The sequence below is a fragment of the Bittarella massiliensis (ex Durand et al. 2017) genome (assembly GCF_001486165.1).
Classification (GTDB): Bacteria; Bacillota; Clostridia; order Oscillospirales; family Ruminococcaceae; genus Bittarella; species Bittarella massiliensis.
Genome location: NZ_LN908977.1, coordinates 975,979 through 995,975, shown reverse-complemented (window position 1 = coordinate 995,975; position 19,997 = coordinate 975,979). Strand labels below are relative to the sequence as shown.

Here is a 19,997-nt window from a genome sequence, read left to right as displayed (position 1 = left end):
CCACGCGGGGCGGCGGTTCGTGCAGCGGCTGGACGGGGCCGGACTGGCCGAGGCGGCGGCCCTCTTTGAGGGGCACCGGGCGGCTTTGGGCGAGGGGGACGCCACCGAAAAGCAGGCCATGGCGGCGGCCCTGCTGCTGACCGCCGACGAGCTGGCGACCCGCTGGCTCTTTGCCGACGGGCGGGCCCTGGAGCGGCGGGAGGTGGCGGAACACCTGCGCAGCCGCGCCAGCGTGGACCAGAACGGCCGCTGCTACGACTACCTCTGCGAGTACGCGGTGCAAAACCGCCACCGCTTCTGCGGCGAGAGCGAACAGACCGAGGTCTGGGGCGCCCTGGAGTCGGGGCGGGTCTACGTGGTGCGCAGCGCCTTCGACCGCATCTGCCGGGAGGCGGGCTACGACCCCCGCGCCTTTTTGAGCTGGGCCCGCCAGGCCGGGCGGATCGATGTGCGGCCGGGAAAGGGGTTCACCCTGACCCGGCGGATCAACCACGCCCCCTGCCACTGCGTGGCGCTGCGGCTGCCCGGTGAGGAGGACGACAGAGCGGAGGAGGCGGGTTAAAGGGCGAGCGGAGCGGGTGTCGGCCGGATTTTGGGCAGGGGAGAGAGGATGGACTTGCTGCCAAAAGAGGGGGAATATGGGGCATTGGGGGAGAGGGGCGGGCGTTGCTGTCAAAGGGGGCGGCGGGGCGGCCCCTGTGGCGGGGCGGCTGCGGCTGGGCCCTGGGGGAGAGGTGGAGCCGCCGAAGGGGGAGGGGCTGGGGGCAGGCTGCCGCCGGCCGGGCGAGAGAGGGTGTGCCACCGTGCGAGTTGTGCGAGGAAATAGAGGGGGTCCTCTTGCTGGGAGGAAAATTTGCGCAGGGGGCGGGGTCGGTTTTGGGAAGGCTGGGGGGAAAAGAGATACTCCCTATGGGGGAGAAAAAGAGGTGGCACAGTTGCACAGGGGGTCAAAAAGGGGATGGGAAAGCCAAAAACGGGGTGCGAGGAGAGGTGGCACGGGGTGGCACCTTTGGCACCCGGGGGGAGGGTGTGCCACCGTGCGAGTTGTGCGAGGAAATGGAGGGGGTCTTCTTGGTGGGAGGAAAATTTGCGCAGGGGGCGGGACTGACTTTGGGAAGGCTGGGGGAAAAGAGATACTCCCTATAGAGAAGAAAAAGAGGTGGCACAGTTGCACAGGGGGTCAAAAAGGGGATAGGAAAGCCAAAAACAGGGTGCGAGGAGAGGTGGCACAGGGTGGCACCTTTGGCACCCGGAAGGGGGAGGCGTGAGAGGATGAGAGGAGAGAAGATGGAGAGACAGCGGAGCGGCAGGGCCGAGAGGGGACGGCTGTGGGGGTGAGTTACGGGTTATACCTGGCCACCACCGCCGACGAGTGGGAGCTGCCCCTCTGCGTGGGGACGGCGCGGGAGGTGGCCGACTACCTGGGGGTGAGCCGGGCGACCCTCTACCAGGAGATCTGCCGGCCCCGGGAGGGGCTGAAGCGGGGGTACCGGGTATACAAGATCGAGGAGGACGAGGAATGACCGAGGAGAATCGGGCCAAGGTGCGGTGGCTCTCCCGCTACCAGCGGCTGGGACAGCGGGTAGACGAGCGGTTTGAGGAGCTGGCCGCCTGGCGCAGCCGGGCCACCCGGATGGGGCCCCGCCTCACCGACGGGCCGCGCGCCCTGCGGGAGGGCAGCCGCATCGAGGAGGCGGTGGAGAGGATCATCGACATCGAGGGGGAGATCGCCCGGGAAATCGACGAGATGGCGGCGGCCCGGGGGGAGATCCGGGCCGCGGTGGCGGGGGTGGAGGACGACACCCTGGCCCTGCTGCTGGAAAAGCGCTATCTGGCGGCCAAGACTTGGGAGGAGATCGCCGGGGAGATGGGGTACAGCACCATGCAGGTGTGGCGGCTGCACCAGAAGGGGCTGGGATCGCTGCCGCGGGGGGCGGAGAGGGGCTTTGACTGACCCGGCGGCAGGCGGGGAAAGAGGGCGGGCCCGCCTTGGGGAGCGCTGTGCGGATACATCTGGGCGCTGTTGAATGGGCGCCGCTGCGGGGAAGCGGCTGGAAGCGGGGCGTTTTGCGCCCTCTGCGGGGCTTCTTTGCTCCTCTTTCTCACCGGATGACGGTGCGGGGCGACTTCCCCCTTCTCGTGCGGCTGGCGGGTCTTTGGCGGGGCGCGGGGACGGTAGACCGGGCGCGCGGATCTTGAAGTCCGGGAAAAGGGGCGGCAAAGGAGGGGCGCATTCCGGGGAGGGGCGGTCTTTCGGGAGCGTTTGCGGGAATGAGACGGCTGTTGGGTGCGGGCAGAGGGAGGCAGATGTGGGGCTCCTGCCGGCCGATGTTGCCGGTTTTGGAGGATGGATGCGGGCCGGACAGAAAGGGAAGCGCTGAGAGCGGGGGGACGGTGTGGTTTGTCAGTCCGGGGAAAGGGGCGGCAAAGGGGGCTCATTCCGGGATGCGGGCGGTCTTTTGGGGGTGCTGATTCGGCGGTGCGGCCCCTTTTTCAGGACGTGATGGAATGTTATCCTCTCCCCGTGCTACACTGTAAATGGCAAAGAATATTTTTCGGGCGGGTCCCTGCCGGGTGGCGGGGGCCCGCCTTTTATGAAAGGCAGGCGATGCGATGTGGACGGGCGGAAAAACCTCATCCCCCTGTCCGCCCGCGACCCCGAGGAGCGCCGGGAAATCGCCCGCAAGGGGGGGCTGGCCTCGGGCGCGGCCCGGCGGCGAAAGCGCACCTTCGGACAGGTGTTCGCCGCCCTGCTGCCCCGGGCGGTGGCGCTGGACGGACTGGACGAGATCGCCCGGCTGGCCGAGGGGCTGGGCCCGGTCACCGCGCAGGAGGCCATCGCCCTGGCCCTCATCTGCAAGGCCATGAAGGGGGACACCCCGGCCTTCAATGCCATCCGCGACACCCTGGGTGAGAAGCCCGGGCAGAAGGTGGAGGGGGCTCTGGAGGGCCGCATCACCCTGGCCCTGGCGGGGGAGCTGGACGAGTTTGCTCAGTAGGCGCATCGGCTCTCGCCGGACTTTCGTGAGGGGGCGTTTTTCCGACTGCGGCTGGCTTGCGGTTTGACAGGCGGGGTCAAGTACATCGGTTCCGGTCGACCTTCTGTTGGCGGGTGTTTTCCCTGCCCGAGGCTGATTTGCAATTTGGCAGGTGGGGCTGCTGGGAAGTGCTCTCTCAATCCCAATAGGGGAAAAGCGGGAAGCGGGCAGGTGACAGGGGGTTCTTAGACTGCCAAGACATGAGGCGGGAGAGGCGGGTATTGCCCAGCGGGTACATTGGTCCCGCTCAACCTCTGCGAGTGGGTGTTCTTCCCCGCCTGCGACTGGCTTGTGGTTTGACAGGCGGGGCTGCTGCGACGCGCTCTCTCAATCTCAATAGGGGAAACGTGGGAGAAGGGCAAATGGCAGGGGGCCTTGGCTGCCGAGACATGAGGCGGGAAGGGCGGGTATTGCCCAGCAGGCGCATCGGTCCCGCCCGGCCCCTACGGGTGGGCGTTCTTCCCCGCCTGCGGCTGATTTGCAATTTGGCAGGCGGGGCTGTGGGGAAGCGCTCTTTCGATTCCAGTAGGGGAAAAGCGGGAAGCGGGCAGATGGCAGGAGATTTTTAGACTGCCGAGACATGAGACGGGAGGGGCGGGTATTGCCCAGCGGGCACATCAGTCCCGCCCGGCCTCTGCTGGTGGGCGTTTTTCCCGACGACGGTCAATTTGTGATTTGGCGGGCGGGGGGCGTTGCGGCGCGCGCTCCCGACCCCGACGGGGAAAAGCGGGAGAGGGGTCGGTTTGGCGGGCGGGGGCTACGGGGAAGCACCCTTTCCATCTCCAACGGGGGAACGCGGGAGAATGGCAGAGGACAGGGGGGCTGCAAACGGCTCCAAGACAGAGGGGGAGGGAACGGGATTGCCTGATCGGCTCATCGCACCGCCCAACCCCCGCCAGCGGGAGTTCTTCCTCGCCCGCAGCCGCTTTGTGGCCTACGGCGGCGCTCGGGGCGGGGGAAAGAGCTGGGCGGTGCGCAAAAAGGCGACTTTAATGGGGGTGCGCTACCCCGGCATCCGGATGCTGCTGCTGCGGCGGACCTTTCCGGAGCTCAAAGAGAACCACATCCTCCCCTTGCAGGGGGAGCTGAAGGGCCTTGCCGCCTACAAAGAGGGGGACAAGGCCTTTTCCTTTGCCAACGGCAGCCGGTTGAAGTTCGGCTACTGCGACAGCGAGCGGGACGTGCTGCAGTACCAGGGGCAGGAGTACGACGTGATCTTTTTGGACGAGGCCACCCAGTTCACCGAGTACCAGTTTCACACCCTCACCGCCTGCATCCGCGGGGCCAACCCCTTCCCCAAGCGGATGTACCTGACCTGCAACCCGGGCGGGGTGGGCCACGGCTGGGTGAAGCGGCTGTTCATCGACCGGGACTACCGGGGGGCCGAGCGGGGGGAGGACTACGCCTTCATCCCCGCCCGGGTGTACGACAACCGGGCCCTGATGGACAGCGACCCGGGCTACCTGGCCATGCTGGAAAGCCTGCCGGACGACCTGCGCCGGGCCTGGCTGGAGGGGGACTGGAACGTCTTCGCCGGGCAGTACTTCACCGAGTGGCGGGAGGACATCCACGTCTGCGATCCCTTCCCCATCCCGGGGCACTGGCGGCGCTACTTCGCCATGGACTACGGGCTGGACATGCTGGCGGGCTACTTCATCGCCCTGGACGAGGGGGGCCGGGCCTGGGTCTACCGGGAGCTCTACCGGCCGGGGCTGATTGTCAGCGAGGCGGCGCGGGCCATTTTAGAGGCCGCCGGGGGGGAGCCCATCGAGGGCTGGCTGGCCCCGCCGGACATGTGGAACCGCCGCCAGGACACCGGCAAGAGCGTGGCGGAGATCTTCGGGGAGGGGGGCATCCCCCTGACCCGGGCGCAGAACAGCCGGGTGAGCGGGTGGATGGACCTCAGGGAGTGGCTGCGCCCCCGGGGGGAGCCGGGGGCCCGCTGGGCGGCGCTGACGGTCTTTCGCTGCTGCCCCAACCTGATCCGCTGCCTGCCCCAGTTGCAGTTTGACGGGCGGCGGCCCAGTGACGCGGCCGGGCAGCCCCACGAGATCACCCACGCGCCGGACGCCCTGCGCTACTTTGCGGCGGGGCGGCCGGCGCCCGCTCTGCCCCCGCGGGAGGGGGAGGGAGACCCCCCCGGCGGGGAGCTGGGCGACTTTTTACACTACGGAGGTTGAGGAGATGACGGAAGGATTGATGGCGGCGGCCCTGCTGCTGCTCTGCCTGTGCGCCCTGCTGCTCTGCGCGGCGGCCGCGGCGGGGGTGACCCTGCTCTGGCTGCGCCAGCGGCGGGGAGGGGACGAAGGAAGGGGAGAGGGGCGGCCCGGGCCGGACCGGGAGGAACTGGACCGGCAGTGGCAGAACCTCTGGGACTACGACGGCGCCCCCCAGGGCGCGCAGAGGGGGGATGAGGAGTGATCGCCACCGAGCCGGCGGAGCTCTTTCGGGAGTACCGCAAGGGGATCGAGCACAAGGAGCGCATCGGCCTGTACGAGACGGTGCGGCAAAATGAGAACTTCTACCTGGGCAAGCAGTGGGAGGGGGTGAACGCCCCCGATCTGGACAAGCCGGTCTTCAACGTGCTGGGGCGGGTGCTCTCCTACTTTTTGGCCACCATCGTCTCGGACGACGTGGCCGCCCAGGTGAGCCTGTTCGACGGCAAGCCGGACGAGGGGGAGCAGATCGCCCTGGAGGTGGTGAGCCAGCAGTTTGCCAAGATCATGGAGCAGGACGGCACCAAGGCCAAGAACCGGCTCATCGTCCGCAACGCGGCGGTGGACGGGGACGGTTTCCTCTACGCCTGGTTCGACCCGGAGGAGGCCACCGGCCAGGAGGCGCGGGGGAGGATCAAGACCGAGGTCATCGAGAACACCGACTGCTATTTCGGCAACACCCAGCGGGGGGACATCCAGTCCCAGCCCTGGGTGGCGGTGGTCTCCCGGCTGCTGCCCGACAGCGCCCGCCGCCTGGCCCCGGACGAGGAGACGGCGGCGGCCATCGTCCCCGACGGGGACGGGCGGCCGGGGCGGGAGGACGAGGACGAGGAGCGGGTGACGGTGCTGACCAAGTTCTGGAAGGTGCGCACCGGCGGGGAGACCCGGGTCTTTTGCACCCGCTGCACCGAGACGGCGGTGCTGAAGCCCCCCTTTGACACCGGCCTCACCCGCTACCCCCTGGCGGGGATGAGCTGGCAGCCGGTGAAGGACTGCTGCCACGGGCGGGCGGCCATTTCGGGGCTGATCCCCAACCAGATCTTCATCAACAAGCTGATGGCCATGTGCATGGAGCACGCCAAGCGGATGGCCTTCCCCAAAATCGTCTACTCCCGGGCGGCCTTCCCCAACGGGTGGGACAACCGGGTGGGGGTGGCGGTGGCGGCCAACGGCAACCTGGCCGACGCGGTGACGGCAAGGACGGCCACCGCGGAGATGCCGGCCCAGGTGATGACCCTCATCGACAAGGTGATCGGCTACACCAAGGACCTGATGGGCGCTTCCGACGCGGCCCTGGGCAACGTGCGGCCGGACAACACCTCGGCCATCATCGCGGTGCAGAAGGCCTCGTCGGTGCCGCTGGAATTGCAGCGGATGGCTTTTTACCAGTTTGTGGAGGACACCGTCCGCATCTTTTTGGACATGATGCGGGCCCACTACGGCACCCGCCGGGTGCTCTACCAGGACGGCGGCGGGGAGAAGCGGGAGCTGGACTTCGACTTCTCCCTGCTGGGGGAGATGTGCCTGCAGCTCAACGTGGACGTGGGGGCCTCGACCTACTGGTCGGAGCTGATGCAGGTGCAGACGGTGGACAACCTCTTTGCCCGGGGGATCATCACCGACCCGGTGACCTATTTGGAGAGCATCCCCGACGGCTATATCCGCAACAAGGCCGGGCTGATCGCCGCCCTCAAACAGGGGCGGGAGGGGCAGGCCGGGGAGCGGGGGGCCCCTTGAGGGGCGGTCCGGGGCCTGGGAGGCCCCGCTTGAGATGGCTGCGGGGGCGGCGGGCGGCGGGAAACCAACGCCGCCGGCCGCCCTTTTGCGCCCCGCCGAGAAACCAGCGGCGGGCAGAAGGAGGAGAGACGAGATGGAGAGACTGCTGAGACTGCCCTTGCAGTGGTTTGCCGAGGGGGGCGAGGAGCCCCCCGCCCCCGAGGAGGGGGAGCAGGCCCTGGGGGAGGCCGTCTGGGAGGCGGCCGAGGACGGGGGGACCCCTGTCGAAGAGGCGCCCGGGGAGGGGGAGGAAGACGAACTTATAGTTCGCCTCACCCACCTGGGACAGGCGCGGGAGGTGCCCCTTTCCGAGGCGGTGTCCCTGGCCCAGAAGGGGCTGGACTACGACCACATCCGCCAGGAGCGGGACGAGCTGCGCCGGGACCCGGCCTGGGAGGTGCTGGACGCCTTTGCCGCCCGCTCCGGCCTGAGCCGGGGGGAGTACGTGCGGGCCCTGAAAGAGCAGATGGCGGGGGCCGCCCCCTCGCCGGAGGAGGGGCGGCGGGCCGAGTACCGCCGCTTTTTCGAGGCCTACCCCGAGGTGGGGGTGGCGGACATCCCCGACGAGGTGTGGCGGCGGGCGGCGGCGGGGGAGCCCCTGGTGGAGGCCTACCGCCGCCACGAGAACGCCCAGCTCAAGGCCAAGCTGGCCGCGCTGGAGCAAAACGAGCGAAACCGGCAGGCGGCCGTCGGCAGTCTGGCGGGGGAGGCGGGGCAGGACGAGGCAGACCCCTTCCTCCAGGGATTTTTTGAATGAGAGAAGGAGAGAGGACTATGGCCATCAATCTGGCAAGCAAATTTTCGGACAAGATCGCGACCGCCTTCACCCACGGCAGCTACGTGAAGGCCCACACCAACGGCGACTACAAGTTCACCGGCGTCAAGACCCTGGAGGTGGTGACCCCCCAGACCGTGCCCATGGCCGCCTACAGGCGCACCGGCACCAACCGCTACGGCGAGCCCCAGGAGATGCAGGACACGGTGCAGACCTTCACCCTGGAGGTGGACGAGGGCTTCTCCCTCACCGTGGACAAGGGGAACAACTCCGAGCAGATGGGGGTGAAAAACGCCGGGCGGATGCTGCGGCTGCAGCTGGACGAGCAGGCCATCCCCAACATGGACAAGCGGGTCTTTGCCCAGGTGGCCCAGCAGGCCGGCAGGGTGGCGGGCATCGCCAAGCCCACCAAGGCCACGGTGGTGGACATGGTGGCCGCCGCCGGGGAGTTTTTGGACGAGAACATCGCCCCGGACGAGGGGCGCTTCCTCTTTGTGACCCCAGAAGTCTACCGGCTGATCAAGGGCTCGGACGAGTTCATCGCCATCGGCGAGCTGGGCAAGAAGTCGGTGGCCAAGGGCGAGGTGGGGGAGCTGGACGGCAACGCGGTCATCAAGGTGCCCTCCCGCTACTTCCCCGAGGGGGTCTACTTTGAGCTGTGGCACCGCTCGGCCGTGCTGGAGCCGGCCAAACTCCACGACACCCACCTGCACCTGGACCCTCCGGGCATCTCCGGCCACCTGCTGGAGGGGCGCAACATCTACGACGCCTTTGTGCTGGGCGCCCGCTCCGGGGCCTGCTACGCGGCGGTGGACAGCGCCGCCAAGCTGGGGGCGGTGAGCATCGCCAAGTCTTCCGGCGCCATCACCTGCGAGGGGGCGGGCAAGATCCTCTACACCACCGACGGCACCGACCCCCGCTACTCCAAGACCGCCCAGGTCTACGCCGCCGCCCTAGGGGCCATTGCCGCCGGCACCACCGTCAAGGCGGTGGCCTATGCCGAGGGCAAATTCCCCAGCGACTTGGCCGAGCTGGTGGCCTAAGATGACCGCCGACGACCTCTACGGCGCCGCCCTGGCGCTGATGGCCGAGAGCCGCGACCGGGCCAAGGGCTACCGGGACAAGCTGGTGCCCCTGGTCAACCTGCTGCTGGCCGGGGCCTACCCGGCGGAACAGGCCCTGCGGCGGGCCAGGGGACACCCGCCCCTGGCCGCCTTGCCTCGAATTACGACCGAGGGGGAGGAGCTGCCCTACCGGGAGGAGCTGCTGGCGGGGGCCCTGCCCTACGGGCTGGCGGGGATGCTGGTGATGGACGACGACCCGGGCAAGGCCAACTACTTTAACGCCGTGTACGACGCGGCCCTGGCGGCCCTCTCCCCGGCGGACTTCGTGCCGGTGGCCGACTGCTACGGGGGGGACGGGCGATGAGCCGTTATCAACTGCCCGCCGGCCGCCCCCTCGCGCCGGTGGTGATCCAGCAGTTTCGGGGGGTGGACTTTTCCTCCGACAGCACCCAGGTGGATGTCAGCCGCTCCCCCGACGCGCTGAACATGATCGCCGACCAGGCCTTCTTCCCGGTCAAGCGCACCGGCTACAAGCGGGTGGCCCAGGGCAGCGGCCGGGTCTGGGGGCTGCACAGGCTGGCCGGGGGCGGCGGGGAACAGCTGCTGGCCCACATCGGCACCGCCCTCTACCGGGTGGGGGCGGACGGGGGGCTGACCCAGCTCTGCACCGGGATGGCGGCGGGGCGCTCCCGCAGCTTTGTGATGGGGGACTGCCTCTACCTGCTGGACGGGGTGACCTACCGCCGCTACGACGGCGCGGCCGTCCGCCCGGTGGCCGAGGTGGCCTACCTGCCGACGGTGCGCATCGGCGCGCCCCCGGCGGGGGGCGGCAAGACCTTTGAGGCGGTGAACCTGCTGACCCCGGGCCGGAAGGAGAGCTTTCAGGCCGACGGGTCGGCCACCGCCTTTCAACTGAGCACCGGCGGGCTGGACGGGGCGGCGGTGACGGCGGTGGTGGCGGGGGCCGCCAAGGCCGAGGGGACCGACTTCACGGTGGACCGGGCCGCGGGGCGGGTGACCTTTAAAACAGCGCCCCCCAAGGCGGTGCAGAACGTGGACAACGTGGTCATCACCTACCGCAAGACGGTGGCCGGCCACCGGCAGAAGATCGACGGCTGCCGGCTCTTCGGCATCTACGGCGGGAAAAACGACACCCGGGTGTTCCTGGCCGGGAACGCGGCGGAGAAGAACGTGGACTGGCAGTCGGGGCTGTACGACCCCACCTACTTCCCCGACACCGGCTACACCAAGGTGGGCGGGGACGCCAGCGCCATCATGGGCTACGCCAGGCAGTACGAGACCCAGATCATCCTCAAGGAGGACAACGACCAGGACGCCACCCAGTTTTTGCGCACCTTTGAGCTGGACGGGGAGGGGAGCCCCCTCTTCCCCCTGCAACAGGGGGCGGCGGGGGCCGGGGCGGTGAGCAGCGACAGCTTTCAGGTGCTGGAGGACGCGCCCCTCTTCCTCTCCCCCGACGGGGTATACGGGGTGGCGGGGACGGCCGTGACCCAGCAGCGGATGCTGCGGCACTGCTCCCGCCGCATCGACAACCGGCTGCTGGGGGAGCCGGGGCTGGCAGAGGCCGCGGCCTGCGTCTTTCAGGGGCGGTACTACCTGGCGGTGAACGGCCACTGCTACCTGGCGGACAGCCGCCAGGTCTACCGGGACGGGGGGAGCGCCCAGTACGAGTGGTACTACTGGGACAACATCCCCGCCGTCTGCTGGTGCGCGCTGGGGGAGAGCCTCTACTTCGGCACGGCGGACGGGCGGGTCTGCCGCTTCTGCCGGCCGGAGGAGGAGGGGGCCTACCGGGACGACGGGGCCCCCATCGAGGCCTACTGGGTGACCCCCTACCTGCACTTCGGCACCTGGACGCGCTACAAGACGGTGCGGGATGTCCACGTGGCCCCGCTGCCCTACCAGCGCAGCGGGATCGAGGTGTATTACAGCTCGGACGAGGAGGGGGAGCGGCTGGTCGCCCAGGAGAACATCGACCTGTTCGACTGGGAGCGGATGGACTTCGGGCGGTTCTCCTTTCGCACCATCCAGGTGCCCAGCGTGCTGGCCACCGGGGTGAAGGAGCGGAAGATCCAGCTCTTTCAGTTGAAACTGCGCAACGCCCAGTTGGACGAGCCCTTCGGGTTCGTGTCCATCTCCATCACCTACGGGGTGGGGGGGAAGGTCAAGTAGAGGAGAGGAGGGCATTCGTGCTCAAAGACAGAAAGATAACGGGGTTTGCAAAGCCGGTGAGCGCGCTGGCGGACACCCCCAAGATGAGCGCCCAGAAGCTCAAGGAGTGGTTTGACTCCAACTCCACCGTGGAGCTGAAGACCGCCCTCAACGGGGTGGTGGACGATCTGGTGGGGCCGGGGGGCGCGGAGAACATCGGCACCGAGTACGGGGCGCTGGCGGACGTGCTGACCTACCTGCGGGAGAAGACCGGCAGCGACAAGGAGTACGGGGAGTTCCTCTCCTTTTTGGCCCGGCACACCGCCATGGCGGCCGAGGCCTACGAGGGGTACGCCGCCGAGGTGGCGGGGCGCTCGGAGGAGGCCCAGTTGGAGCTGGTGAACTTTTTGGCCTGGCTCGAGGCGAGCAAGGCCCGCTCCGCCGCCGAGATGCGCGCCTGGCTGGAGGGGGTGCAGGGGATCCTCTCGGGCGACGCGGCGGGGAAGCTGCTGGTGCTGATCCAGGCGCTGGAGGGGCGGCAGCCCACCGAGAAGATCGCCAGCCTGACAGGGGTGGCGGAGGCCGACGGCAGGGTTGCCGAGTGCGCCCTCTACCAAACGGAGGGGGCCTGCGGGGTGGGGGGCATCGGCGACGGGCCCTGCGGCGGCGGGCCCCTGGTGAGCCAGCCGGTGGAGACCGAGCAGGGGTTTGACGGGACGCTGCAGGTCTCGACCCTGCCCCGGTGGGGCGGGATGAAGGAGGTTCACCGGCTGGGCGGGGGGCAGTACGCCTTCTGCCCGGAGACCGGCGGCGAGAGTTTGTTTTTGACGGTGAGATGAGGAGGAGAAGATGCACAGATTTGTAAAGGGGGAGCCCAACTGGGTGGAGCCTTTGAACCAGAATTTCGAGGAGGCGGCGGCCCACGCCGCGGGGCGGGACAACCCCCACGGGGTGACGGCCGAGCAGCTGGGGGCCCCGACCAAGGCGTACGTGGATGCGCAATTGTCGAATAAGGCGGACGTAGAAGGGCCTGTTTGGCATGATTTACCGCTGCTAAATGGGGCAACTTCTAAATTTCCTGTTCAGTATTGCCGCATTCATAACCTGGTCGTACTCCAAGGGTGGGTATCCTCTCCTGGAGCGATGGGAAATACTGTTTTTTGCTTACCAGAAGGCTTCCGTCCCCCAAACGATGTTAATTTCTTACTGCCGGTATCATCTCCAAGCCTACAAATTGTAAACTACGCAAGGCTGATAATATACCCCAATGGCAACGGTTGTTACAACCGAACATCAAATGAGGTCGCATATCTAGATGCAGGTGCGGCCCTTTGCTGTTCTTTCGTGACAGATTTATGACAGACCAACCCGACTAATTCAATCCGCAAAAACCCATGTGTAAAGACGCCACATTATATTGAGAATCATAGGGCGCATATAAGACAATTTCACCGTTTGGAAAGATGTTTCCTGCCACAGAAATGCCGGCACCAGTTTCGGTGCCAACTGTCCACATGAGGCCGGCAATGTGTGTTTCCATTGGTGGACGAAATCCCACCGGCAGAACTCCAAGCACAGTCCGGCCGTGAAAGTTGCCGGTGTCGTTTTTTACCACCGCCCAAAAATGGACATACCCCAATGTGTCTTTGGTGTACCCCGTTGTGTAGGTGGAATAAGCGGAAAAGCCGTCTGCTAGAAATCCTTCTGAAATGATATTTGGCCTTTCCACCTCCGCCTTATTCGACGAATGCGTACCTGCTATCTGTAAAACGGGGGCATTCGCAAAAAAATGTTGGTTTTAAGCCGTTTGGAAGCACTTTGTTTTTCCTTTGGGGAATCAGTAACAAGCACCCAATTGGCTTAACATGCGGTGTGGTTGGCGACTTAAAAGCCTTGATTGATTCAACTTAGTCGAATAAGGCGGAGGTAGGAGGTTGTCCCTCTCTTGCTCGTAGCCGCTTTTTCAGAATGAAAGAGGCTCTAAAACAGGTACTATTTGGAATTATCGACCTGTTTGCTCAGACATTCGGCAGAAGCGACAGATTTGTGTTCCCTCCAAATCAGGGCAACACAAATTTGTCCTCGGCTTTACAGTAAGAGGGGGAGAGAAATGCATATTTTTAAAAAGGGAGAGCCCAACTGGGTGGGGCCCCTCAATCAAAATTTTGAAGACGTGTCCAATCACGTCGCCTCTGTGGACAATCCGCATCGGGTGACGGCCAAACAGGTAGGTGCTTGGCCGCTTTTGTATACCGACATCATTGCCCCGACAACACAAACGCCAGGATATGCAAACGCCGATGAATGGACGACACCCGGTTCTGCGATTGCCATCCCCACCTATACCGCTGCCCAATCCGTCGACAATCTCCCCGTACCGGCGCCGGGGACAATGGTTGTTCTTTGTGAACGCTTTCAAGAAGAAAAGTCAGACCTGCGCCAAGTCTACATCTGTGATGACGGAGGCGTATACAGTCGCCCAAAGTACTACTATGACCAAAATACATGGAAAAGATGGCGTTCCAATCTTCCTACTAGCGGCACCAACGCCAATGGATCCTGGGTACAGTGGCCCGATGGGACAATGATCACCTATGGAAAGCTCACCAGTCAGACCGTCCCGCCCAACAGTACTGTCGGCATACAAGAAACGTCGATCCCCCTTCCGGTGATGTTTATCGGGGACACCCCAAATATATCTTTGACCCCACTGCTGGACACTGGGATGGGCGCTGTTTCCGTAAAGCTTGGCGGTGTGACAAGGAGTGCTTTTTGGGGCAGTGTTACAAATTTTATCTCGATAGAGCGAACCGTTGAGATACACTGGCAGGCAATTGGAAGGTGGAAGTAGAATACGGGCTATAATAAAAATTTTTCATAGAACAACTGACCTATGGTTACCCAGATGATTCATCAAATCGAAAATGAGCAGGTCACTGAGGCGCCCCCCGTTTCAAAAAATGTCTTGTGTCCCACTCTGCTAAACAGCACATCCCCGTTTGCGCCTATCCCCAGTCTGGCGGTATAGTGTGTCATCGAATCACAGGATTGAGAAGCGGCAAACTCCAAATTTCTATCTGGACGAAACCCAATGGGCAAAACAAAAATAGGGCTTTCGACCGACGCTTTTGCCCAGCCTTCAATGTAGACACAATTCAATTCTTTCCGGTATCGGACGACGCTGTAATCCGCAGAAGTCGCCCCGTTTAAGAGCGTTGGATATATCCATTCAGATGGACCTACCTCCGCCTTATTCGACTAGTGCGGCGCAGGCGCTCCTTTTTGCTATACTGAAAAGCAAAAAGGAGTTTTTACTGTGGACGCAAAATCAGAACTCACCGGTGCGCTTTTGGCTGCCTTCCCCGGGCTGGAAGGATCCCGCTTGGCAGAGGTGCTCGCCCCCTATCAAGTGGGCAGGGAGGATGCGGGCGGGCGGAGCAACCTGCGCCGCCGCATCCGTCAATTCCTCACCGCCAAGCGCATCGACGGCCTGTCGGAGAAGACCCTCAAAAACTATTCCTACGACCTGGCCATCTTTGAGGGGCAGGTGAAAAAGCACATCGCCAAAATCAGCACCGACGACATCCGCGAATACATCGCCTATCTCTACGACGAGCGGGGGAACGCCGATTCCAGTGTGCAGACCAAGATCAACACCCTGCGCTCCTTTTTTAGCTGGAGCCGGGACGAGGGCATCGTCAAACGCAACCCCATGAGCAAAATCAAGTCGATGAAGCTGGACAAAAAGCACGCCCGCAAGCCCCTCACCAGCGAGGAGGTGGAGCGGATGCGCGACGCCTGCCGCACCTACCGCGAGAAGGCGATGCTGGAGTTCTTCGTCTCCTCTGGCGTCCGGCTCGACGAAGCCGCCACCATCGAGGTGGACAGCCTCAACTTACAGGACCGCAGCGTCACCGTCCACGGCAAGGGGGACAAGAGCCGCACCGTCTACTTCTCGGTGCGCGCCCGGCTGATGATCGAGCTGTACCTGAAGGACCGGCGGGGGGGCAGCGCCCTCTTTGCCAGTGGCAGGCGGCCCTACGGCGCCATCAAACACCGGGCCATCGAGCGGATCATCCAGGGCATCGGCGAGCGGGCGGGGCTCAACCACCGGGTCCACCCCCATCTGCTGCGCCACACCTTTGCCACCGCGGCCTACGACAAGGGGATGGACCTGTCCATCCTCCAGCGGCTTCTGGGCCACGAGGAGCTGGACACCACGCAGATCTACGCCGAAATCAGCGTGGAGCATATACGGCGGCAGTACGACAAGTTCGTGGCCGCCTGACCGAGGGGGCGCCGAAGGGCGTCCCCTCCTCCTCTTTCGGGGGAGGAGGGGGCCGGCGTCTGGACTGAGAAGAGGAGGAAGAGGAGAATGTACACCTTTGTGAAGGGCGCACCCAACTGGGTGGAGCCCCTGAACGAAAATTTTGCGGAGGTGGCGGCCCTGGCCGGAGCAGCTGTCCCCGCGAGCGAGAAGGGGGCGGCCGGCGGGGTCGCGACCCTGGACAGCGATGGGAAGCTGGCACAGATGCCGACGGCGGAGGATGTGGGAGCGGCGGCCCTGGTCGCCACGACCGCCCTCGAGGTGGGGACGGACCTCGACGCCCTGACCACGCCCGGCACCTACCTGATTCCCAACAACAATGTGGCCGCCACCCTCCTCCACGCACCGGCGGCGAAGGCGGGGAAGGTGATCGTGTCGGATGTCACCAGCACCGGGACCTATATCAAACAGACCGTCCAGGTCTACAACGAGGCCGATGTGTACACCCGCATCAAACAGACGAGTGGCGATTGGCCCGATTGGACATACCACGGTGTTTTGAGCGGCAGCAACGCCAATGGCAGCTGGATGAAACACCCGGACGGAACGATGGAGTGCTGGGGAAGGTCCAACTGGAATGCCCCGGCTTCCGGAGGGGTGACCGTTTCTCTGCCGCAGTTGTTTGCACCGGGGGAAAAGCCGGTCGTCACCATTCAACTGCCGTGGACGTACACCTCGGCAACAGCATATGTGGGCGCGGTAACCAATGCGGTTTTTGGTTACGGGGTGTTTTCTGGCGGCGCTGTTGCCGGAGCACTGACAGTGAGTTGGAGAGCCATCGGCCGCTGGAAATAGGCGGAGGCGTCGGCGGTCAAGTCAAAGGACTGTTGGCGGCCGTCCCCTCTTCCTCTTTCGGAGGAGGGAGACGGCGCCTGGGTGGAGAAGAGGAGGAAGAGGAGAATGTACACCTTTGTGAAGGGCGCGCCCAACTGGGTGGAGCCCCTGAATGAGAACTTTGCGGAGGTGGCGGCCCTGGCCGAGGCGGCTGTCCCCGCGAGCGAGAAGGGGGCGGCCGGCGGGGTGGCGACCCTGGACAGCGACGGGAAGTTGGCGCAGATGCCGACGGCGGAGGATGTGGGTGCAGCGGCGGCCACCCAATTCAGCACCGCCTCGCTGGTGGCCACGGCACAGTTTAAAGGCGCAAACATCCGGGTGGCCCGCGCGGGCAGAATGGTGACCGTCACCGCCGACTACATCACCGGTTACGCCAAGCCAAGCGAGGGAGGGTATCCCGTCATGTGCACCCTGCCGCAGGAGTACCGCCCGAGTTCGTATGTGGATGTGCTCCTACCCGTGTCCGGCGGCGGGTACGCCAACGTGCTGGTCGAAGCCGACGGCAACGTCTGTGTGGGCATCATCGGGGATGCGGCCTCCGTGACCTTGCGGATCGCATTTTCATTTGTGCAATAAGGGGGATATTCCGAATTTTGGGGACGGGTTTCCGGTGTGCAGACCCAGGGACGGAGAGGCGGCCCATTTGCATGGCGCCGATATTCGCGGCCGCCGCCCTGCCGGAGCCGTCTGAGGGGAAGGTCAGGGGCGTCTCACAGGGAAATCTGTGTTGCCGCACGGGGCGCCGCCAAAGCGGGCGGTCCCCGCAAATGGTTAGGGAGGGATCGAGAGTGGAAAGAAAGGGAATTGACGTCTCCAAACACCAGGGGGACATCGACTGGGGCAAAGTGGCGGCCTCCGGGGTGGCGTTTGCCCTGCTTCGAGCGGGATACGGCTCGGACCGGGAGGGCCAGGACGACGAGCGCTTTTTGCAAAACGTGGCCGGGTGCGAGGCGGCGGGTCTCCCCTGGGGGGCCTACCTCTACAGCTACGCCATGAGCGTCGAGGAGGCCGAGAGCGAGGCCGCCCATCTGCTGCGGCTGCTGGAGGGGAGGAAGCCCAGCTACCCCATCGCCATCGACATGGAGGACGCCGACGGCTACAAGGCCAAGCGGGGCGGCATCGGCCGTCAGTTGGCCACCGACATTGTAAAGACCGTCTGTGCCCGGCTGGAGGGGGCGGGCTACTACGCCATGTGGTACGCCAACCGGGACTGGCACCAGAACCGGCTGTACGCCGACCAGTTGGCAAAGTACGACTTCTGGCTGGCCCACTGGGGGGTGGAGGAGCCCAGCCTGCCCTGTGGAATCTGGCAGCACACCAGCGACGGGGCGGTGCCGGGCATCTCCGGCCGGGTGGACTGTGACATCGCCTACAAGGACTATCCGGCCATCATCCAGGCCGCCGGGCTCAACGGCTGGGAAAAGGGCGGGGAGGACGAGCCCGCACCGGCCCCCGCGCCTGCTCCCTCTGAGCCGGAGGGGAACGTCTCCTACACTGTTCAAAAAGGCGACACCCTCTGGGGAATTGCCCAAACCTACGGCACCACGGTGGCTGCTCTGGCGGAGCGCAACGGAATCGCCGACCCCGACCGGATCTACCCCGGGCAGGTGATTCAAATCGGCGGGCAGGCACCTGCCGGCGGCAGGACCTACACCGTTCAAAGGGGGGACAGCCTCTGGGCCATCGCCGCCCGGGAATTGGGCAGCGGCGGCAGATACGGGGAAATCAAGGCCGCAAACGGCCTGTCCGGGGATACCATCTACCCCGGACAGGTGCTGGACATTCCGAGATAGGGGGAGCAGAAATGGAACAGATGACACACATCAAGGGGTGGGTGCTGGCGGCTGTGGGGACAGTGGGCGGCGCGGTCTCCGCCGCAATGGGGGGATGGTCGCAGATGCTCACAGCCCTGCTCATCGTCATGGGGGCCGACTACCTGACCGGGCTGGTGGTGACGGGGGTCTTTCACCGCTCGGGCAAGTCGGCAGACGGCTCGCTGGAGAGCCGGGCAGGGTTCAAGGGCCTCTGCCGCAAGGGGGCCATGCTGCTGGTGGTGCTGCTGGCGGCCCGGCTGGACCTGGTGATGGGCACCGGCTTCATCCGGGACGGGGCGGCCCTGGCCTTTCTGGCCAACGAGCTGCTCTCGGTGGTGGAGAACGTGGGCTTGATGGGGGTGCCGGTGCCCAAGGTGATCGCCGGCGCCATCTCGGTGCTCCAATCCCGGGCGGACGGGGCCGGAAAGTCGGAGTGAGAGGGTCCCTGCCGTCCGGCGGGGCCTTTTTTTGAGTGAAGGAGGGGACGCCATGTCCAGTTATATTGACCAGCTGCGCCAGTCGATGGAGGAGGAAAAGCGGCTGTACGAGTTGGCCCAGGCCCAGCAGACGGCTGTGCTGAACCAGCAAAAAGACCCCATCAAGGAGGCGGCCGCCAAGTTGCGGGGGGACACCTACACCAACGCCCGCCTCTCGGCCATCGGCAACAACGAGGTGCTGGCCCAGAAGGGGCTGGCCGGCGGGGTCTACCAGGAGCCCCGCTCGGGCTATTCCGAGACCTCCCGCATCCGCCAGGACACGGCGCTGCGGGGCGCGCTGAACGCGGCCGATTTGGACGAGGCGAAGAAGATGGCCGAGATCGAGGCCAAAATCAAGGACCTGGGCTACGACACCGGCAAGCAGATCGCCGCCTCTACCTCCAGGTGGAACGAGAAGATCGCCGCCGCCGTTCAGGAGGAGGAACTGCGCCGGCTGCAGCGGGAGCGGGAGGACCAGCTCCGCCGCCTGCAACAGGAGAGAGAGGACCAGCTCCGCCGGGAGCAGCAGGAGCGGGAGGACCGCATCCGCAAGGAGGAGCAGGCCTTTCAGCGGGAGCTGGCGAATGCGGCGGCCGCCAGCGCCCGCTCCAGCGCGCCCAGCTACGCCCAGACGAGCGGTGGCTCGACGAGCGGGAAACGGGGGTTGTCCGCGGCGGAGCAGAAGCACTACTCCCGCTCCCTGATCGACCGGGTGGACAGCTACGCCCAGTCCCTGGGGGTGGGACGGGCCGGCACCTACGGCCAGATCGAACAGATCCAGCGGCAGGCCTGGGCCCAGGCCCTGGCGGACCTGAAAAAGCAATTTGGCGGCAGCGACTTTGCCGCCATCGCCGGGCTGGCGGGGGCCCCCGGCGACCTGTACTGAGGAGGGGACGAGATGGAGCGATTTCGCCTGTTGAGCGAAGACGAGGAGCGGCTGTTGGCCCGGCTGCGCGGGGAGGCCCCCGGCGGGCTGAGCAGATTAGTTGGGGGAAGGGGCCAGATGGGCGAGCGCGGTCGCACCGCGGCCAAGGCATTGCGCAAGTGCGCCGACACCGTCGGTTCGTGGATGGGCAGCTACCACCCCCACGGCGACGCGGCGGTCTACGACGCCATGGTCCGCCTGGCGCAGGACTTCTCCCTGCGCTACGAGGAGGTACAGACCCAGGCCCAGCAGGAGCGGCAGGCTGCCGACTGGCTGAGGAACGCCCGGGCGGCGGCAAGGGCGCAAGGGGAGCTGGAGGAGATGCAGGCGGTGCGCGGGAACAGCGACTACGAGGAGCTGGCCGCCCAGGGGAAAAGCCTGGACAGCGAGCCCCTCTTCACCCGGGGAACGGTGAAAAACCCGGTGGAGTTCGCCCACCGCAACCCCGGCGCCTTTGCCTTTGTGGACAATGGGGCCGGCGGGGTCCCGATCACCTACAACGACGGCGCACAGGCCAAGTACCGACAGTTGTCCGACCAGGAGCGAAAGGACTACAACTACTACCTGGGAAAGGGCGACC

19 protein-coding genes and 2 pseudogenes are annotated in these 19,997 nt (G+C 65.6%); 20 read left to right on the top strand and 1 reads right to left on the bottom strand.

The window, feature by feature from the left end; translation table 11 throughout:
* The 12 genes and pseudogenes from BN3266_RS11630 to BN3266_RS11570 all read left to right on the top strand — a co-directional run.
* A pseudogene (locus BN3266_RS11630) lies at positions 1-562 on the top strand (hypothetical protein); the annotation flags it as partial.
* Between the two features lie 772 nt (positions 563-1,334).
* The gene (locus BN3266_RS11620) at positions 1,335-1,523 is read left to right on the top strand and encodes a hypothetical protein (RefSeq protein ID WP_154669078.1); all 189 of its coding nucleotides are present in this window, start codon (positions 1,335-1,337) and stop codon (positions 1,521-1,523) included.
* A complete protein-coding gene (locus BN3266_RS11615; RefSeq protein ID WP_059005258.1) occupies positions 1,520-1,954 on the top strand; it encodes a hypothetical protein in 435 nt (144 codons plus the stop codon). Before BN3266_RS11620 ends, BN3266_RS11615 begins: the two co-directional genes overlap by 4 nt.
* A gap of 640 nt (positions 1,955-2,594) precedes the next feature.
* On the top strand, positions 2,595-2,999 hold the full coding sequence (locus tag BN3266_RS11610; protein WP_075109750.1) for a KGG domain-containing protein: 405 nt from the start codon (positions 2,595-2,597) through the stop codon (positions 2,997-2,999).
* 899 nt (positions 3,000-3,898) lie between these two features.
* On the top strand, positions 3,899-5,218 hold the full coding sequence (locus tag BN3266_RS11605; protein ID WP_059005256.1) for a phage terminase large subunit: 1,320 nt from the start codon (positions 3,899-3,901) through the stop codon (positions 5,216-5,218).
* 4 nt (positions 5,219-5,222) lie between these two features.
* Positions 5,223-5,459 carry a hypothetical protein gene (locus BN3266_RS11600; protein WP_154669077.1) on the top strand — a complete coding sequence of 79 codons (237 nt, stop codon included), beginning with the start codon at positions 5,223-5,225 and terminating at the stop codon, positions 5,457-5,459.
* Positions 5,456-6,991, top strand: coding sequence for a portal protein (locus BN3266_RS11595; protein ID WP_059005254.1), 1,536 nt, complete (start codon positions 5,456-5,458; stop codon positions 6,989-6,991). The genes BN3266_RS11600 and BN3266_RS11595 overlap by 4 nt, the downstream gene beginning before the upstream one ends.
* Before the next feature lie 133 nt (positions 6,992-7,124).
* Positions 7,125-7,787 (top strand): hypothetical protein, encoded by a 663-nt coding sequence (locus BN3266_RS14470; RefSeq protein ID WP_059005253.1) that lies wholly within the window; start codon positions 7,125-7,127, stop codon positions 7,785-7,787.
* A 17-nt stretch (positions 7,788-7,804) separates the two neighbouring features.
* Positions 7,805-8,848 (top strand): FN3 associated domain-containing protein, encoded by a 1,044-nt coding sequence (locus tag BN3266_RS11585; RefSeq protein WP_059005252.1) that lies wholly within the window; start codon positions 7,805-7,807, stop codon positions 8,846-8,848.
* A 1-nt stretch (position 8,849) separates the two neighbouring features.
* Entirely contained in the window at positions 8,850-9,233 is a 384-nt protein-coding gene (locus BN3266_RS11580) for a hypothetical protein (RefSeq protein WP_059005251.1), read from the top strand.
* Positions 9,230-11,062 (top strand): hypothetical protein, encoded by a 1,833-nt coding sequence (locus tag BN3266_RS11575; protein ID WP_059005250.1) that lies wholly within the window; start codon positions 9,230-9,232, stop codon positions 11,060-11,062. The genes BN3266_RS11580 and BN3266_RS11575 overlap by 4 nt, the downstream gene beginning before the upstream one ends.
* A gap of 17 nt (positions 11,063-11,079) precedes the next feature.
* On the top strand, positions 11,080-11,880 hold the full coding sequence (locus BN3266_RS11570; RefSeq protein ID WP_059005249.1) for a hypothetical protein: 801 nt from the start codon (positions 11,080-11,082) through the stop codon (positions 11,878-11,880).
* A 533-nt stretch (positions 11,881-12,413) separates the two neighbouring features.
* On the opposite strand, the gene BN3266_RS13985 is transcribed toward BN3266_RS11570, so the two are convergent.
* Positions 12,414-12,770: a hypothetical protein gene (locus BN3266_RS13985; RefSeq protein WP_154669076.1), complete on the bottom strand. Its 357-nt coding sequence runs from the start codon at positions 12,768-12,770 to the stop codon at positions 12,414-12,416.
* Between the two features lie 381 nt (positions 12,771-13,151).
* On the opposite strand from BN3266_RS13985, the gene BN3266_RS13980 reads away from it, so the two are divergent.
* From BN3266_RS13980 to BN3266_RS14580, 8 genes and pseudogenes are all read left to right on the top strand, one after another.
* Complete coding sequence (locus BN3266_RS13980; RefSeq protein WP_154669075.1) at positions 13,152-13,892, top strand: hypothetical protein; 741 nt, start codon at positions 13,152-13,154, stop codon at positions 13,890-13,892.
* Between the two features lie 465 nt (positions 13,893-14,357).
* A complete protein-coding gene (gene xerA / locus BN3266_RS11560; protein ID WP_075109749.1) occupies positions 14,358-15,329 on the top strand; it encodes a site-specific tyrosine recombinase/integron integrase in 972 nt (323 codons plus the stop codon).
* A gap of 87 nt (positions 15,330-15,416) precedes the next feature.
* Positions 15,417-16,163, top strand: coding sequence for a pyocin knob domain-containing protein (locus BN3266_RS11555; RefSeq protein WP_059005246.1), 747 nt, complete (start codon positions 15,417-15,419; stop codon positions 16,161-16,163).
* Positions 16,164-16,268: 105 nt separating this feature from the next.
* Positions 16,269-16,778 carry a hypothetical protein gene (locus tag BN3266_RS11550; protein ID WP_059005245.1) on the top strand — a complete coding sequence of 170 codons (510 nt, stop codon included), beginning with the start codon at positions 16,269-16,271 and terminating at the stop codon, positions 16,776-16,778.
* A 212-nt stretch (positions 16,779-16,990) separates the two neighbouring features.
* On the top strand, positions 16,991-17,995 hold the full coding sequence (locus BN3266_RS11545) for a LysM peptidoglycan-binding domain-containing protein (protein WP_059005244.1): 1,005 nt from the start codon (positions 16,991-16,993) through the stop codon (positions 17,993-17,995).
* Between the two features lie 11 nt (positions 17,996-18,006).
* Complete coding sequence (locus BN3266_RS11540; protein WP_242861771.1) at positions 18,007-18,453, top strand: phage holin family protein; 447 nt, start codon at positions 18,007-18,009, stop codon at positions 18,451-18,453.
* Between the two features lie 52 nt (positions 18,454-18,505).
* The gene (locus BN3266_RS11535; protein WP_059005243.1) at positions 18,506-19,378 is read left to right on the top strand and encodes a hypothetical protein; all 873 of its coding nucleotides are present in this window, start codon (positions 18,506-18,508) and stop codon (positions 19,376-19,378) included.
* 123 nt (positions 19,379-19,501) lie between these two features.
* Positions 19,502-19,652 (top strand): annotated as a pseudogene (locus BN3266_RS14580) (DNA gyrase subunit A); the annotation flags it as partial.
* Between the last annotated feature and the right edge of the window lie 345 nt (positions 19,653-19,997).

Bases quoted from the DNA above. Each gene is read 5' to 3' on its own strand.
- BN3266_RS11550 (WP_059005245.1), top strand. From the start codon at position 16,269: ATGTACACCTTTGTGAAGGGCGCGCCCAACTGGGTGGAGCCCCTGAAT.
- BN3266_RS13980 (WP_154669075.1), top strand. From the start codon at position 13,152: ATGCATATTTTTAAAAAGGGAGAGCCCAACTGGGTGGGGCCCCTCAAT.
- BN3266_RS11580 (WP_059005251.1), top strand. From the start codon at position 8,850: ATGACCGCCGACGACCTCTACGGCGCCGCCCTGGCGCTGATGGCCGAG.
- BN3266_RS11575 (WP_059005250.1), top strand. From the start codon at position 9,230: ATGAGCCGTTATCAACTGCCCGCCGGCCGCCCCCTCGCGCCGGTGGTG.
- BN3266_RS11555 (WP_059005246.1), top strand. From the start codon at position 15,417: ATGTACACCTTTGTGAAGGGCGCACCCAACTGGGTGGAGCCCCTGAAC.
- BN3266_RS11535 (WP_059005243.1), top strand. From the start codon at position 18,506: ATGTCCAGTTATATTGACCAGCTGCGCCAGTCGATGGAGGAGGAAAAG.
- BN3266_RS11600 (WP_154669077.1), top strand. From the start codon at position 5,223: ATGACGGAAGGATTGATGGCGGCGGCCCTGCTGCTGCTCTGCCTGTGC.
- BN3266_RS11540 (WP_242861771.1), top strand. From the start codon at position 18,007: ATGGAACAGATGACACACATCAAGGGGTGGGTGCTGGCGGCTGTGGGG.
- BN3266_RS11615 (WP_059005258.1), top strand. From the start codon at position 1,520: ATGACCGAGGAGAATCGGGCCAAGGTGCGGTGGCTCTCCCGCTACCAG.
- BN3266_RS11585 (WP_059005252.1), top strand. From the start codon at position 7,805: ATGGCCATCAATCTGGCAAGCAAATTTTCGGACAAGATCGCGACCGCC.
- BN3266_RS11610 (WP_075109750.1), top strand. From the start codon at position 2,595: ATGAAAGGCAGGCGATGCGATGTGGACGGGCGGAAAAACCTCATCCCC.
- BN3266_RS14470 (WP_059005253.1), top strand. From the start codon at position 7,125: ATGGAGAGACTGCTGAGACTGCCCTTGCAGTGGTTTGCCGAGGGGGGC.